Source organism: Corynebacterium sp. CCUG 70398 (genome assembly GCF_024454055.1).
In the GTDB taxonomy this organism is placed as follows: Bacteria; Actinomycetota; Actinomycetes; order Mycobacteriales; family Mycobacteriaceae; genus Corynebacterium; species Corynebacterium genitalium.
The window spans coordinates 21661-36378 of record NZ_JAGPYZ010000005.1 but is presented as its reverse complement, the minus strand read 5'-3'; the positions used below and the strand labels follow the sequence as shown (position 1 = coordinate 36378).

General features: G+C 62.4%; 12 protein-coding genes, 2 tRNA genes and 1 pseudogene. 11 read left to right on the top strand and 4 right to left on the bottom strand.

Annotation, left to right across the window (positions count from 1 at the left end):
• Positions 1-83: 83 nt before the first annotated feature.
• Positions 84-2108 carry a TPM domain-containing protein gene (locus tag KBX07_RS07060; RefSeq protein WP_256023540.1) on the bottom strand — a complete coding sequence of 675 codons (2025 nt, stop codon included), beginning with the start codon at positions 2106-2108 and terminating at the stop codon, positions 84-86.
• A gap of 82 nt (positions 2109-2190) precedes the next feature.
• Here KBX07_RS07060 and KBX07_RS07055 point away from each other — a divergent pair, with 82 nt between their 5' ends.
• Positions 2191-3465 carry a deoxyguanosinetriphosphate triphosphohydrolase gene (locus KBX07_RS07055; protein ID WP_005289361.1) on the top strand — a complete coding sequence of 425 codons (1275 nt, stop codon included), beginning with the start codon at positions 2191-2193 and terminating at the stop codon, positions 3463-3465.
• 92 nt (positions 3466-3557) lie between these two features.
• Here the strand turns inward: KBX07_RS07055 and KBX07_RS07050 are convergent, their stop codons facing one another.
• On the bottom strand, positions 3558-4535 hold the full coding sequence (locus tag KBX07_RS07050; protein WP_256023539.1) for a hypothetical protein: 978 nt from the start codon (positions 4533-4535) through the stop codon (positions 3558-3560).
• Between the two features lie 283 nt (positions 4536-4818).
• Between KBX07_RS07050 and dnaG the strand changes: the two genes are divergently transcribed.
• The 7 genes from dnaG (at position 4819) to KBX07_RS07015 (ending at position 12032) form a co-directional block, all read left to right on the top strand.
• Positions 4819-6738 (top strand): DNA primase, encoded by a 1920-nt coding sequence (gene dnaG, locus KBX07_RS07045; RefSeq protein WP_255998265.1) that lies wholly within the window; start codon positions 4819-4821, stop codon positions 6736-6738.
• A 36-nt stretch (positions 6739-6774) separates the two neighbouring features.
• On the top strand, positions 6775-7407 hold the full coding sequence (locus KBX07_RS07040; protein WP_005289368.1) for a MazG nucleotide pyrophosphohydrolase domain-containing protein: 633 nt from the start codon (positions 6775-6777) through the stop codon (positions 7405-7407).
• A gap of 243 nt (positions 7408-7650) precedes the next feature.
• Positions 7651-8394 carry a lytic transglycosylase domain-containing protein gene (locus KBX07_RS07035; RefSeq protein ID WP_255995586.1) on the top strand — a complete coding sequence of 248 codons (744 nt, stop codon included), beginning with the start codon at positions 7651-7653 and terminating at the stop codon, positions 8392-8394.
• Positions 8395-8474: 80 nt separating this feature from the next.
• Positions 8475-9752 (top strand): phosphopyruvate hydratase, encoded by a 1278-nt coding sequence (gene eno / locus KBX07_RS07030; RefSeq protein WP_005289372.1) that lies wholly within the window; start codon positions 8475-8477, stop codon positions 9750-9752.
• 89 nt (positions 9753-9841) lie between these two features.
• A complete protein-coding gene (locus KBX07_RS07025; protein ID WP_005289373.1) occupies positions 9842-10540 on the top strand; it encodes a septum formation initiator family protein in 699 nt (232 codons plus the stop codon).
• Positions 10541-10545: 5 nt separating this feature from the next.
• A complete protein-coding gene (locus tag KBX07_RS07020) occupies positions 10546-11082 on the top strand; it encodes a DUF501 domain-containing protein (protein WP_005289375.1) in 537 nt (178 codons plus the stop codon).
• Positions 11079-12032 (top strand): Ppx/GppA phosphatase family protein, encoded by a 954-nt coding sequence (locus KBX07_RS07015; protein ID WP_005289377.1) that lies wholly within the window; start codon positions 11079-11081, stop codon positions 12030-12032. The genes KBX07_RS07020 and KBX07_RS07015 overlap by 4 nt, the downstream gene beginning before the upstream one ends.
• Positions 12033-12035: 3 nt before the next feature.
• On the opposite strand, the gene KBX07_RS07010 is transcribed toward KBX07_RS07015, so the two are convergent.
• Together KBX07_RS07010 and KBX07_RS07005 are read right to left on the bottom strand one after the other, a co-directional pair.
• Entirely contained in the window at positions 12036-12299 is a 264-nt protein-coding gene (locus tag KBX07_RS07010; RefSeq protein ID WP_005289379.1) for an integrase domain-containing protein, read from the bottom strand.
• 92 nt (positions 12300-12391) lie between these two features.
• Positions 12392-12464 (bottom strand) — tRNA-Asn (locus tag KBX07_RS07005).
• A gap of 147 nt (positions 12465-12611) precedes the next feature.
• Here KBX07_RS07005 and KBX07_RS07000 point away from each other — a divergent pair.
• The 3 genes and pseudogenes from KBX07_RS07000 to KBX07_RS06990 all read left to right on the top strand — a co-directional run bounded on the left by KBX07_RS07000 (position 12612) and on the right by KBX07_RS06990 (position 14630).
• Positions 12612-12685: transfer RNA gene (locus KBX07_RS07000), tRNA-Ile, on the top strand.
• Between the two features lie 207 nt (positions 12686-12892).
• Positions 12893-13372, top strand: coding sequence for a hypothetical protein (locus KBX07_RS06995; protein ID WP_256019289.1), 480 nt, complete (start codon positions 12893-12895; stop codon positions 13370-13372).
• Between the two features lie 64 nt (positions 13373-13436).
• Positions 13437-14630 (top strand): annotated as a pseudogene (locus KBX07_RS06990) (IS3 family transposase).
• The last annotated feature ends 88 nt before the right edge of the window (positions 14631-14718 follow it).

Sequence of the window (14718 nt, the reverse complement as noted above, 5' to 3'; positions counted from 1 at the left end):
GATCCGAGTCCTTCCCCGCTCACCATGCCCCTGCTCTGAAGCGGGGCTGTCGTACAAGCTTCGGCTTCGGTCGTTGCAGCGAGCTAGAAGCTGCCGCCGCGACCGCCCATGCCGCCGGCAAAACCGCCGCCTCCGCCTCCGGAGAAGCCACCGCCGCCACCGCCGAAGCCTCCTCCACCGAAGCCGCCACCGCCGCCTCCACCGAGGATGGACCCCCAGATGATTGCGTTGGCCATGGTGTTCATGGACTGGGTGGTCTGCTGGTTGCGGTAGGAGGTGATGTCGTCGTTCGCGGCGTTGACGGCCCGGCGAGCGGAGTCGGTTGCGGCGCGCGCAAACTCGATCGCGTTCTTCGTGTCCTGAGTGCGGCGGTTGAGTGCCTCGGCGTACTGGCGCTTTGCCTCCGCAAGCAAGGTGCGGGCACGGGAGCGAATGATGCGTCCGCGGGAGTTGATCAGGTCTTCCGCACCTTGGATTTGCGCGCTGGCTACCTGGAGCTGCTGGTCCAGAAGCTGCAGGCGGCGCTGCTGGTCGGAGGCGACACCACGGGCCTGGTCGATCTGCTCGTCAATGTCGGCGTCGAGGTGGGTGAGCTCGGTGTACAGCGCCAACGGGTCTGTCTCGGGGCGGTTGCCCATCTGGGAGAGTGCTTCGCGGGCGCGGGAGGAGACGGCGTCGAGGGCGCGGACGTCGATACGCGCGCCCTGATTCGTCTGCTGCTTGAGTCGCTCAATCTCCTGCAGCTCGTCTTGGATCTCCTGGATCAGTGCGGGAAGGTTCGTGCGGGCGGTGGAGATATTTGCCTCTGCGTGCTCGATGGCCCGCAGGTTGGTGTCGGCGACCTCGACCGCGTGCTGGGCGCCGCGAAAGATGTCAATGAGCGCGCCTTGCTGGCCGGCAGGCTGCGCGGCAAGTCCACGCGCCTGCTCGAGCTGCCCCTCCGCTTCCTGGATCGAACCTTGGGCGATGTCGACGTTCTGGGTGATGGAGGAGAGCAGTTGCTCGTCGTAACGCGACTGCAGGTCGCTCAGCGTCGCACGGGCCGGCTCAATGCGGGCGCGCAAATCGACAGTGCGCTGGAAGATCGCGTCCACTTCCTCATTGGCCTTCATGAGCACGCCGCGCATTTCCTGGAACTCCTCCGCCTTGGCCTTGAGCGCTTCTTCGGCTTGGCCGCAGGAGGAGATGATGTCGATGAGCATCGCGCGCTTTTCCGGCTCGGTCTCCGGGATAGCGTCGCCAAGCCGCTGGTGGGTGTTGAACGCGCGCTGCAGCTCAGACGTGGCCTGGTTCATGGCGGAAGTGAAGGGGCGAACACGGTCGGCGCCGAACTCTGCGGAAGCGATCTCGAGCTCTTCCTTGCCCAAGCGAATGGACTCGTCGGTCTGGACGAGCGCATCGTGCGCGAGTTCCTCCAGGGTGTGCGTAGGTAAGCGGCCGAGCGATTCGGTGTCGCCCGGGGCCAGGGCCCTAGCGGACTCAAGCTGCTTCCGGTCGCGCTTGTTGTTCTTGTTGCGGCCGTACATGTAGAAGCCGCCGCCGGCGAGAGCTGCCGCACCCAGGCCACCAGCAACGAGCGCTGCGCCCTCGCCGTCGGAGGAGCCGTTCACGGCATTGATCGCGTCCAAACCGGCCGCGCCGTAGTTCTTGCTGGTGAGCTGGCTGTAGGCGGCATCGTACATGGCGTCGATATCACTGCTGTCCCACTGGCTGCCCCCGTTGACGTTGAACTTGCCGTCGGTGGCGATCGCCAAAACGGCCGTGTTCGGGCCCTTGTCCGTGATGGCTTCGCGCACCCACTCGGCGGGGTCCTGGCCACCGAAGGAGTCCATGTAGACGACATACGCGTTGAGCTGCTTGTCCTGCTTCAACTGCTGGATCGCCGATTCGATCTGCTGCTTCTCGGCGCCGCTGAGCACCCCGGCGTCGTCAGTGACGTTCTCGGACAAACCGGTCGGGGACAGCGCAGTCGCTGTCTGCGCGAGCACCTGCTCGTCACCGCTGAACGCAGCGTACGCCAGCGGTGCAGCAGAGAAAGCGGCGGCGCCGGCAAGCGCAGGCACAGCAAGGGCGATGCGGATGGAACGCGGGAAGTTACGCGGAGTCATGCCCACTAGGGTAGCGCGGTTGGTGCCAGACACGCCGTTGTCCGTCCGCGAAAGCGTAAGACCGCGTCTAGGCTCGTGAGCGATGGCTTACCAGTATGAATCTGCCGACACCGCCAGGCGCGTCACGGAGGGGGAGAAAGGCTCGCAGCTCGCCGAGAGTGTGGACTCTCGCGACGCGTTCTCGCGGGACCGGGCCCGTGTGCTTCACTCCGCGGCCCTGCGCCGGCTCGCTGACAAGACGCAGGTTGTCGGCCCGCGTGACGGCGACACCCCACGTACCCGGCTGACGCACTCGCTTGAAGTCGCGCAGATCGCCCGCGGAATCGGCTCCGGCTTGGGCCTCAACCCAGACCTGTGCGAAATGGCGGGACTCACGCACGACATCGGCCACCCGCCGTACGGGCACAACGGCGAAGTCGCGCTCAACGCGCTCGCGCACGGCTGCGGCGGTTTTGAGGGCAACGCACAAACGCTGCGCATTCTCACGCGCCTTGAGCCCAAATTGCTTATCGACGGCACATCCCACGGCCTCAACCTCACCCGCGCCGCCCTAGATGCAGCCTGCAAGTACCCGCGCACGCGGACCAACCCGGACGGCACCGTGAACAGGAAGTACGGGGCCTACGACGAGGACGCGGAGATCCTCGCGTGGCTGCGTGAAGGCCACGTCGACGACCGCCCGCCGATGGAAGCGCAGGTCATGGACTGCTCCGATGACATCGCCTACAGCGTCCACGATGTCGAAGACGGCATCCTGTCCGGCCGCATCACGCTCAAGGTGCTGTGGGATCTCGTGGAGCTGGCCGCGCTCGCGCAGAAGGGCGCGGCGGCGTTTGGCGGTACGGCCGAGGAGCTTATCGACGCCGCAGCCCGCCTCCGATCGCTCCCCACCGTCTGCGAAGCTGCCGACTTCGACTACTCACTCCAGGGGTACGTGAATTTGAAGCGGATGACATCGGAGCTGGTCGGCCGCTATGTCGGTGCGGTGGTTTCCGCGACGCTCGCGGCGAAGCCCGAGGGCGCGAAACTGGGGCGCATGCACGGGGAATTGGTCATCCCGCCTGAACCGGAGGCAGAGGTCCGTCTGCTCAAGACCGTCGCCGTGCTCTACGTGATGGATATGCCCGCCCACATTGCGCGGCAGGACAGGCAGCGCGACCGCATCACCCGCGTTTATGACTACCTGCTGGCGGGCGCGCCGGGCACCCTGGACACGATGTTCGCCGCTTGGTGGGCTGACGCCTCCACCGATGCGCAGCGCCAGCGCGTCATCATCGACCAGATCGCCTCGATGACGGAGTCGCGTTTGGAGCGCACAGCAAAGAAGGCCGACGGCCTCGCCGGCTTCTTCACCTAGGCATGGGTCGGTGGGGGGCAGCGGTAGGACCCATCCCGAACTGGATCACTCCTTTAACACTGGTCCCGCCTACGGCTGCCCACGAATCGCATTTAGGGTGTGCCACCTCCGTACCTGAGCTTTTCACTACGAATCCGGCTGATAAACCGTGTCTTGCTGCGCGTGACTTGGTCAGTGGTAAAGAAGATGATCCGATAGCCCCGTTCGGTAGCGCATAGATGGGGTTCCTGGGGTGAGGGGATGTCCGCAGGGGTCCAGTTGCTGGCGGGTATGCGGAGGGGATCGTCGTCGATAAGCACAATGAGGCGGCTATCAACGACGATGGGCGCGGTCCACCCCTCTCCCAGATCAACGTTGCCCCGCACCCACATGCCGTCCTCGGCTATCCACGCGTAGGCCAGGCAGGTTCCAAAGTCGGAGAACCGCGGTGGATCCCAGTCTGCGGAGACAGGGAGGTGGTGGTTTCGGGGGAGGGGATCCTCGAAAGATTGGTTGTAAGCGACGATCTCCTTGAGAGGGATGCCGCTATTGAGCAGGGCAGTGACGGCAAGAAACCCTCCCACCCGGCCTTCGAGACGGCGGAGATCAATGCTCGTGCGTAGAGGTGTGGTTGTGCGGACACCGTCAAGCTCGACAATGTCGTCGTCTTTGATCGGGAACTGGTGGTAGCGGGTCAACTGTGGCCATTTGGATTTCGGAGGCACCGAGCCAGAAGGGAGCACAAGGTCCACGGGCCCGCCGCCGGGCGTCGGAGTCCACATACCGTGTTGTGCTGCGGCCCACCGGCCGACCAAGACGGCTTTCCGCGTCGCCAGAACAGCAGCGGCGCCGCGCACGGTTTCCTTCTCATGGGTTGGTAAACCGCGAAACCAGGCCTGATCAACGAGTGCTTTATCCGCGACGAGGGACAGTGGCCGATTCGCTACAGCGTCTTGATGGGCCCCGTTGCCTGACCAATAGAGACTCGTGGCACTGAGCTCTTGGTAGAGACGGTGGCGTAGCTCAGCCGCTCGATCGGCGCGCTCAGAACCGAGAAGATTGCGCGGCTGTTCATCCCCGATGTTCCCCATACATTGATTGTGAGTGTTCACGCCGCTCTCCGCTAGGCGCCCTGCCCGCATCCTGAGCAAGGTGGGGTGTCGGTTAGTGAGGGCTAGAGTTCATCCCGAACTCAACAACATGCGCCACTTGAGGCGTTTGAAACTTGTGGGATAAGAGCGACAGGTGCGACTCAGTTCGGGATGGGTCCTACGCACTCGTGTGCAGGATGCTCCGCATGCTTTACGACGGCGCATTGCCCCGCCCAATCCAGCGCTATTCCGCGTGTCCGGGTGCGCAGGTACTATATGCGCCATGGCTAGGGGCAGAATTCCGGATAGTGACATCGAGGCTATCCGTGAGCGCGCCAACATCGCGGACATCGTGGGGGAGTACGTTCAGCTCAAGCCTGCCGGGCATGACTCTCTGAAAGGCTTGTCGCCCTTCAAGGATGAGAAGACCCCGTCGTTCCATGTACGCCCCGCCCGCGGTTACTACCACTGTTTCTCCACGGGCAAAGGCGGCGATGTCTTCTCCTTCATGATGGAGATGGAGCAGCTCTCTTTCCCTGAAGCAGTCGAGGCGGTCGCGGAGGAGATCGGCTACCACATCAATTACCAGGGCGGATCCACCGGTGCGCGCGATGTGAAGCCCGGTACCCGCGCACGTTTGCTCGCCGCCAACAAGTCTGCGCACGAGTTCTACCGCGAGCAGTTGGAGACTCCGGAGGCTGAGCCTGGGCGACGGTTCCTGCTCGACCGCGGCTTCGACAAAGACACCATTTACCACTTCGAATGCGGCTACGCCCCGGACGGCTGGGACACGTTGACCAAGCACCTGCTGCGCAAGGGGTTTGACGCCCAGGAGTTGCAAGAGGCGGGCTTGTCCACGATGGGGCGCCGCGGTCCCATCGACAAGTTCCGCCGCCGCCTGCTGTGGCCGATCAAGGATGTCGCCGGTAACGTCATCGGTTTCGGTGCCCGCAAGTTGTTCGATGACGACAATATGGGCAAGTACATGAACACCCAGGACACGATGCTCTATCACAAGTCCAAGGTGCTTTTCGGCCTCGATTTAGCGAAAAAGAACATCGCACAAGGCCACCAGTGCGTCGTGGTCGAGGGCTACACCGATGTCATGGCGATGCACGCCGCCGGCATCACCACCGCTGTCGCTGCGTGCGGCACGGCCTTCGGTAAGGACCACATGAGCATCATCCGCCGTCTCATGCTGGACGACAATTACTTTCGTGGCGAGCTCATCTACACCTTCGACGGTGATGAGGCCGGCCAGAAAGCCGCCATGCGCGCCTTCGAGGGCGACCAACAGTTCACCGGCCAGTCCTTTGTCGCCGTCGCTCCGGAGGGCATGGACCCGTGCGATCTGCGCATGGCCAAGGGGGATTCCGCGGTGCGCAACCTGGTGGCCAGCCGCGTTCCCATGTTCGAGTTCGTCATTGAATCGCTGCTCAAGGACTACTCGCTGGATACTCCGGAGGGGCGCCTGCAAGCTTTGCGGCGTACCGTCCCCGTCGTCGCCCAGATCCGCGACACCCCACTACAAACCGAGTACGCCCGCCAGCTCGCAGGATGGGTCGGTTGGCCGGACCCGAATGAAGTGATCCGCCAGGTCCGCCAGGAAGCGAAGAACCCGTCGAATAAGGGCAACAAGCGTTCTGCGTGGGAGAACGCGACCCCCGCAGCTTCCGATGGCGGCTCCGGCGCGCCGGGTGCTCCCGCCTTCCAGGTGCCTAACCCGGAGGACCCGCGCCTGTGGGCACAGCGTGAGGCTATCAAGGTGGCGCTGCAGTATCCGGGTGCTGCCGGCAGCTACTTCGACGGCATCAACCCAGACGCATTCACCGATCCGGCGTACCGGGCCGTCCGCGACGCCATGGCCAAGGTGGGCGGAGCGGCCAATGCTGGCGCTTCAGAGAGTGCCGGCCCAGCGTGGATCGCGAATGTCGCCGCAGAAATGGCCGATGTGACCGGCCGAAACTTCGTCTCTGAGCTCGCGGTCGAAGAAATTCATGCGGCGGACCCGAGCGCTTACGCCGACTCTGTGCTCTCCCGTCTCCAGGAGGTCAGGGTGGGTAACCAGATCGCGCAGCTGAAGTCGCAGCTGCAGCGTATGCGGCCGAGCGATGATGAGATGGCGTACAACGCCTTGTTCTCTGACCTGGTCGCGCTGGAGCAAGCGCGCCGGGAGCTCAACGACCGCGCCTTCCGCGGATGAGTCTGAAAACGTCTCTCCCCGCTAATATATAGCCTTATGAGCGTTCTGGTTTTGGATCCTCGATGGCCGGACATGATCTCCATCGGTGTCGCCGGCCGGGTGAAGGGTCCTGTCATCTTCACTGACGAGGTGCCCATTGCGGCCCGGTGGAACTTCGGTGACCTCGTTCGCGGGGAGGATGCCGAGGGGCAAGGGTGGCTGGTCACGACCGATCTCCACGATCCCGTTGTGCAAGAACGCGTGGAGGCGGGCGAGGAACTCGTGCAGGTGTCCTCGCTGTTGGATCCGGTGTATCAGGCGCAGCGGGTCATGCGCGCGGCGCGCACCCGCGGAGAGTGGGAAATGGGCCAAACCCATGAGTCGTTGCTGGAGTACCTTGAGCAGGAATCGGCCGAGTTCGCGGATGCTGTACGCACAGAGCAGGGTGACGAGGAGATGAAGAAGGAGCTCTCTGACCTGCTTCTACAGGTGCTCTTCCACGCTGAGATCGCAAACCAGCGTGGAGCTTTCTCTTTCGCTGATGTCGCGCAGGCGTTCGTGGACAAGATGAAGAGCCGTGCGCCCTATCTGTTCAACGGCAGCACCGGCACCGTGGCTAAAGCTGAACAGGTCCGGTTGTGGGCCGAAGGAAAGAAGCGAGAGATTACGGGCGGGGGTAGCCGTCGTTAAGCGATGCGCTAGCGGCTGGTCACCAATGCGGCCGTTGGAGGGACGTCGCGCGCAGTGACGGAAGAGGAAACTGTTGCTGCAGGGGCACTTTTCTTGGCAGTTCTTTGGGGATGCAAGGATTGGTGAGCCCGCGCGGTAGAGTGTTCGATCGTGACTGCGCCCCGCTACTACGCCCCGAAATCCCCGCCGCCGAGTCGGCAAAACGGGCGTGCCGGAGGGTGCGGTGCGGTTCTGGGCGTGGTGATGGCGATTGTACTCATCATCGCGATCGTTTTCTGGCTGTTCAGCAGCATGGGCAACCCGGTGTCCCAGCAGCAACGTCAACCGGTGCCTACGGACCTCCCGCCCGCAGCAGCGCAATCGCCGCCGCTTATCGACGTCCACGGCCCCGGCCGAACCTCTGACCTCCTCGCTGAGTGGGCCGCCCCGATTGCCGAGTCCACCGGCATCGACCCCCAGGCAGTGCGCGCTTACGGCAACGCTGAACTTATTGCCCGTGAGTCGTGGCCGAGCTGCAACCTGCACTGGAACACCCTTGCCGGTATCGGCTGGGTGGAAACGCGCCATGGCACCTATACGGGCCGGATGTTCGACCCGGCCCGGCTAAACGAGAGCGGTGTCGCCGACCCCGCCATCATCGGTCCCGCCTTGGACGGTAGCGAAGGCTTCGCGCGTATTGACGACACTGACGGTGGCCACTACGACAACGACACTGAGTATGACCGTGCGGTCGGCCCGATGCAGTTCATTCCCGAGTCCTGGTCCCGCTATAGCCGCGATGCCAACGGCGACGGCTACGCCGACCCGCAACAGATCGACGATGCAGCGCTGACCGCCGCCAACCTGCTCTGCTTTGGCGGGCGCGACCTGTCTGCGCCGGAGGACTGGCAGGCGGCGATCTTGGGGTACAACCACTCCAACGATTACGTCATCCGCGTCCGCGACGCCGCCGCGAACTACGCGCTGGACCAGCCCGCGCACCGATAGTCGCGAGCGCAGACGGCGGGGCAGTTTTTCTGGAAGAATCGGGGGCGGACAATCCCACCTCTGATCAAAGGAGATTTTCAGTGGCTGACATCATGCTGACGTACGCACGTGAAATCATGGACTCGCGCGGTAACCCGACCGTTGAGGTTGAGGTCTTCCTCGACGACGGTTCCCACGGCATTGCTGCGGTGCCCTCCGGCGCGTCCACCGGCGAGCACGAGGCGCACGAGCTTCGCGACGGCGGCGACCGCTACGGCGGCAAGGGCGTCCAGAACGCCGTGACCAACGTCAACGAAACCATCGCGGATGCCATTGCCGGCATTGAGGCGGATGACCAGCGTGTCCTTGACTTGGCCATGATTGAGCTGGACGGCTCCGACAACAAGAAGAACCTCGGTGCTAACGCGATCCTGGGTGTCTCCATGGCGAATGCCAAGGCTGCTGCTGACTCCGCTGGCCTGCCGCTGTACCGCTACATCGGCGGCCCGAACGCGCACGTCCTGCCGGTGCCGATGATGAACATCCTCAACGGTGGCGCACACGCAGACTCTGGCGTGGATGTCCAAGAGTTCATGATCGCCCCGATCGGTGCCGACACCTTCACCGAGGCGCTGCGTCAGGGTGCAGAGGTCTACCACGCTCTGAAGTCCGTGATTAAGGACAAGGGCCTGTCCACCGGCCTGGGCGATGAGGGCGGCTTCGCCCCCTCGGTCGACTCCACCCGCGCTGCACTTGATCTGATCGTTGAGGCCATCGAGAAGGCTGGCTACAAGCCGGGCGCCGACATCGCCCTGGCTCTCGATGTGGCTTCCTCCGAGTTCTTCGAGAACGGCTCCTACAACTTCGAGGGCGGTCAGCACTCCGCAGAGGAAATGGCCAAGGTCTACGCCGAGCTCGTTGAGGCGTACCCGATCGTCTCCATTGAGGATCCGCTGGATGAGAATGACTGGGGCGGCTACGTCAAGCTCACCGAGGAGCTGGGCGACAAGGTGCAGATCGTTGGCGATGACTTCTTTGTCACCAACCCGGACCGCCTGGCCAAGGGCATCGAGCAGAACGCTGCGAACGCTCTGCTGGTGAAGGTCAACCAGATCGGCACCCTGACCGAGACCTTCGACGCTGTCGAGCTGGCGCACCGCAACCGCTACGCCACCATGATGTCCCACCGCTCCGGCGAGACCGAGGACACCACCATCGCCGACCTGGCTGTCGCGCTGTCTTGCGGCCAGATCAAGACTGGTGCTCCGGCCCGCTCTGAGCGTGTGGCGAAGTACAACCGCCTCATCCGCATTGAGGAAGAGCTCGGCCCGGCTGCTGTGTACGCCGGCCGCAACGCTTTCCCGCGCTACAACAAGTAGCGTTCGTTTCCGGGGCAATGTTCTGAGCGTTGCCCCGCAGCGCGTCGCGCGGGGTCGTGGGGTGGGCGCGAGTACACTTCGTATTCACTATGGCCACACGATCCCCACGCGACTCAGGGCGCGACGCGGCGCAGCGTAACGCACGCGGCGGTAGAACGCAGCGTGACCCGCAGCGCACCCCTGAACGCGCGAACGAGCGCAGCGCACGCCGCGCCCCGCACCGTCTACCACGGACGGTGCCGGTTGCCAGCCGTGATGCCGCACGGGCCAAGGCGCGCGCGAAGAAACCGCGCCGCATGGAGATGCTCAAAGGCGACATTGTCGGCGTGGCCGTCCTGATCACCGTGGTGCTGATCGTGCTGATTGCTATCGCGGTGCCCCTGCGCAACTACTACAGCGGCCGCGAAGAGATCGCCCGGTTGGAAGCGTCGATCGAATCGAAGAAGCAGCAAAAAACTGAGCTCGAAGAGAAAATCGATCGTTACAACGATCCCGCTTACGTTGAACAGGAAGCCCGCCGACGCCTAGGCATGATGGCGCCCGGTGAGACGGCGTGGCGCATCATCGACCCGCGCATGCAGTCGGATGCAATCACAACGTCGCGCGGTGACGAGATTGACCCGGACACCCCGTGGCACACCGTGATATGGGATTCGCTCCGTGAGATCCCGGAAAAGCAACCCGAGACCGAGGGCGCGCCTGAAGAGCCTCCGGCACCCGAAGAGCCACCGGCACCTGCGCCCGAGGAACCACCGGCCGAGCCGGCTGAAGCACCTGTGGAACAATAGCGTCCATGAGGGAAGACCTAGAGATTGTCGCCCGCCAGCTCGGGCGCGAGCCGCGCGGCGTACTAGCCATCGCGTACCGCACGCCCGACGGCCAACCGGCTGTGGTCAAGACCGCGCCCAAGCTTGACGACGGCACCCCGTTCCCCACCCTGTACTACCTCACCGACCCACGCCTGACCGCTGAGGCTTCCCGCCTGGAGGTCGCGCAGGTGATGAAGTGGATGGAATCCCGTCTGGGCACCGACCCAGACCTCAAGGCGGACTACCGTGCCGCCCACGAGCACTACCTGGCCGAACGCAACGCCATCGAGGACCTCGGCACCGACTTCTCCGGTGGTGGCATGCCGGACCGGGTGAAGTGCCTGCACGTCCTGATCGCCTACGCGCTGGCAGAGGGGCCAGGCCGCGTCCGCCTGGGCACGGAAGCGGTCGCTCTCGCAGCCGAGCACGGCAACATGCGCGGCACCGCGATCCCGGAAGACTGGCCGACATTGGACGATCTCGGCATCACGCTCGAGGAAGCAGGGGAGGGCCTGGCATGACGGCCGGGAAAACCGTCGCGGCTGTGGACTGCGGCACGAACTCCATCCGTTTGCTTATCGGTGCCATCGAGGAGGACGGTGCGCTTCGGGAAATCACCCGCGAAAACACCATCGTCCGTCTCGGGCAGGGGGTGGACGCCACCGGTCGCCTCGCTCCCGAAGCCATTGAGCGCACGCGCGAGGCTCTCGCCGCGTACGTCGACCGCATGGAGGCTGAAGGCGTATCCGCCGTGCGTATGGTGGCCACCTCCGCGACCCGCGATGCGTCCAACCGTGACGACTTTTTCGGCATGACCGCCGAGCTTCTCGGCCGCATACAAGACGGCGCCCAAGCCGAAGTCATCAGCGGGGAAGAGGAAGCGGACCTGTCGTTCACGGGCGCGACCCTCGACATTGATTCTGACCGCGGCCCGTTCTGCGTCATCGACTTAGGCGGCGGTTCGACTGAGTTCATTGTCGGTACCGCAGCGGGGGAGATCCTCGGTGCTTACTCCACCCAAATGGGCTGCGTCAGGTTGACGGAGCGCATCCTGCGCAGTGATCCGCCGACGGGGGAGGAGACGAGTGAGGCGCGGGGGTACGTCGATAAGCAAATGGCGGAGGCCGCGGAGACCGTGCCTGTCGCGCAGGCTGCGACGTTTGTGGGGTGCGCGGGAACATTCACCACGCTCAGCGCGCTGGCGCAGGACCTTGATTCCTACGATCCCGAGCGGATCCACATGTCCGACATCCCGTTTGCGCGGATGCGGGAAGTCACCGGATGGCTGCGGTCAGTGACAGCGAAGGAACGTGCGGCGAACCCCGTGGTGCACCCCGGGCGTGCCGACGTCATCGGGTCCGGGTCTGTCATCGTCGAGCAGATGATGACCGCGTTCGAAGCGCACGGAGCCGTGTCTTTCGTGATCAGCGAAAAAGACATCCTCGACGGGATTGTCGCGGGGCTGGTTTAGGCTCTAATCCTCGTCGGGTTCGTAAATCTCGTGCTCGAGCTCCGGCCCGGTGCTCTTCTTGCCGCGCTTGAGATCCTTCACCTCGCGCATACGCGGCTCCGGGTCGAGCTGATTCGCGATGGCTTTGCGCGTCGAGCGGACAACCTGCTGCGTCACAGGCGAATTGACCACTTTCTGGGTGGTGTCGACGATCTGGTGGTATCGCTTGCGCCCCGCCTTCGTGCCAAACACGTACCCGGCTGCTGCTCCGACGACGAACTGAATCATGCGCCCGAGTCTACCTGCTCGCAGTTGTTCGTCGAGAGCGAGGCTTTCGCTTAACGACGAAACCCAGCGCATTCCTGTGCTGGGTTAATCTGCTCCCGCAACTGGGCTCGAACCAGTGACCCTTCGATTAACAGTCGAATGCTCTGCCAACTGAGCTATGCGGGAATGCTGCTGTGCAACGTTTTGCTACTTTAGCCCGTAGGTGTTCACAGTGACAAATCGCCAGTAAGTACGCGCTTTTCGGCTTCGTTCGGTAGTGTGGTGCCCGGTTTCATTGGGCTGAGCGCGCGCGGATATACTGACTCGCTGCGAGGGGCTATAGCTCAGTCGGTTAGAGCCGCGGACTCATAATCCGTTGGTCGCGGGTTCGAGCCCCGCTGGCCCCACTTATTAGGCATGGAACCCGTGTGTTCGGTGTCATGTGCCTGGTTTTCCGACTCGGCCAATTTAGTTTCCGTGTTGGTGATATAGTCAGGAAAGTCCTTGCGGTTAACTGTCAAACCGCTGTCTATGGACTGCCTGTCATTTTCCCGTTCGCCTCGCTCAACGCGGTCGTTGCGCCCGGCGTTCGCCTTTTCCCACATGGAGACACAATGAAGATGAACCTCCGCCGCGCGCTCGCCGGCTTCACCTCGGGAGCCATCGCGGTATCTGCGCTGGTTGTTCCCTCCGCCGTTGCTCAGGAGGCGACGACGACTGACGTTAATCTGCCGCTTGCTTGCTATGTTCAACCGAAGGGTAGCGCTGCATTTGCAAGAACCTCCCTTGATCTCGGTAATGACTTTGCACTCGCTTTCAAAGCAACCGCACCTGACACTGTGCAGGTTGGCGAGGAATTCGAGTACGTAATTGACCCCGGTTCAGTCGCTTTTCCCACTGTCATGAGTGCGCAAGGAAAAACGGTTGCCGTAAAGCGTTTATCCCAAGCCAATCTGTGGATCGATCTTCCGGACAACGTCGAGCTCACTTCTTTCGAATTTGATCAAAACACTCCTCGTAAATTCAGTGTTCTTGAAGAGGGGGGTCGTCTTCGTTTTGTCGGTGAGCAACAACGCAAAGACCCTGGGACCTGACCCCTTTTTGGTGGACACCTGATATCCAGCCCGGTTGGGCTGGGAAGAAAGGTAATCTACCACCATGTCCAGGTATTCCGAACAGTTCAAACGCGATGCCGTGGCCCTCTATGAAAACAATGAGGACCTCTCGTTGAACTCAGCATCAGCGGAGCTCGGTATTAATCGAGCCTCGCTGCATTCTTGGGTCAAAAAGTACGGCACCGGCAAACGTGCCCGCATTAAAGCCGTGCATGATAAAGCCCAAGCGACGAATGATTCTGAGCGAATCCGCCAGCTGGAAAAAGAGAACGCGAAGCTGCGCGAAGAACGCGATATCCTGCGCAAGGCCGCGAAATATTTTGCCGAAGAGACACGCTGGTGATCCGCTTCCAGTTTGTCTATGACCACCGAACCGAGTACTCGGTCAAGCGGATGTGCCACGTGTTAAAGCTCAATCGCTCCTCGTTCTACAAATGGGTGCAAACCCGCGAAAAACGCAGGTTAAAGACGTGTTCTGATGCTCTTATTGGCGCAAAAATCAAGACCATCTTCGATGACGAGCACGGGCTTTATGGTGCTAAACGCATCGCTGCAAGCCTCAACGACGATACAGACATTTCCCCGATCAATCACAAGAAAGTCGCACGCATCATGAAAAACATGGGGCTAAAAGGCTTTAGCAAACGGCGTCGATGCATCACCACCAGGCGCAAGCCTGGTCACCGTGTCATGCCAGATCTAGTAGGCCGTACATTCACAGCTGACGAGCCGAACCGTGTGTATGTCGGCGACATTACCTACCTGCCCTGTAAGGGGGGGCAAGAACATGTATTTGGCCACAGTCATTGACACCTATTCACGGAAACTTGCAGGTTATGCACTCGCAGACCACATGCGTGTCTCGTTGGTCATTGATGCTCTAGCCCACGCACATGGTGTGCGTGGAAGTCTTGACGGGGCCATTTTTCATTCCGATCACGGCAGCGTGTACACCTCACAAGCGTTTAGAAAATACTGCTCGTCGCTGGGTGTACGCCAATCCATGGGAGCGGTAGGAACGAGTGCCGATAATGCCCTGGCAGAATCATTTAACGCCACCCTAAAACGTGAAGTGCTGCGTGATCGGAAAATCTTTGACAATCCGATAACCTGCCGGCAGGAAGTCTTCCGGTGGTGCATGCGCTACAACACGCGCAGACGACACTCCTGGTGCAACCTTCTAGCCCCCGATGACTTCGAAGCACTCACATCAGCTACACTGACCCAAGCAGCATAGATAACCCCCGACGTGTCCACTTTCCGGGGGTCAGGCCCGTGCATGCGCTACAACACGCGCAGACGACACTCCTGGTGCAACCTTCTAG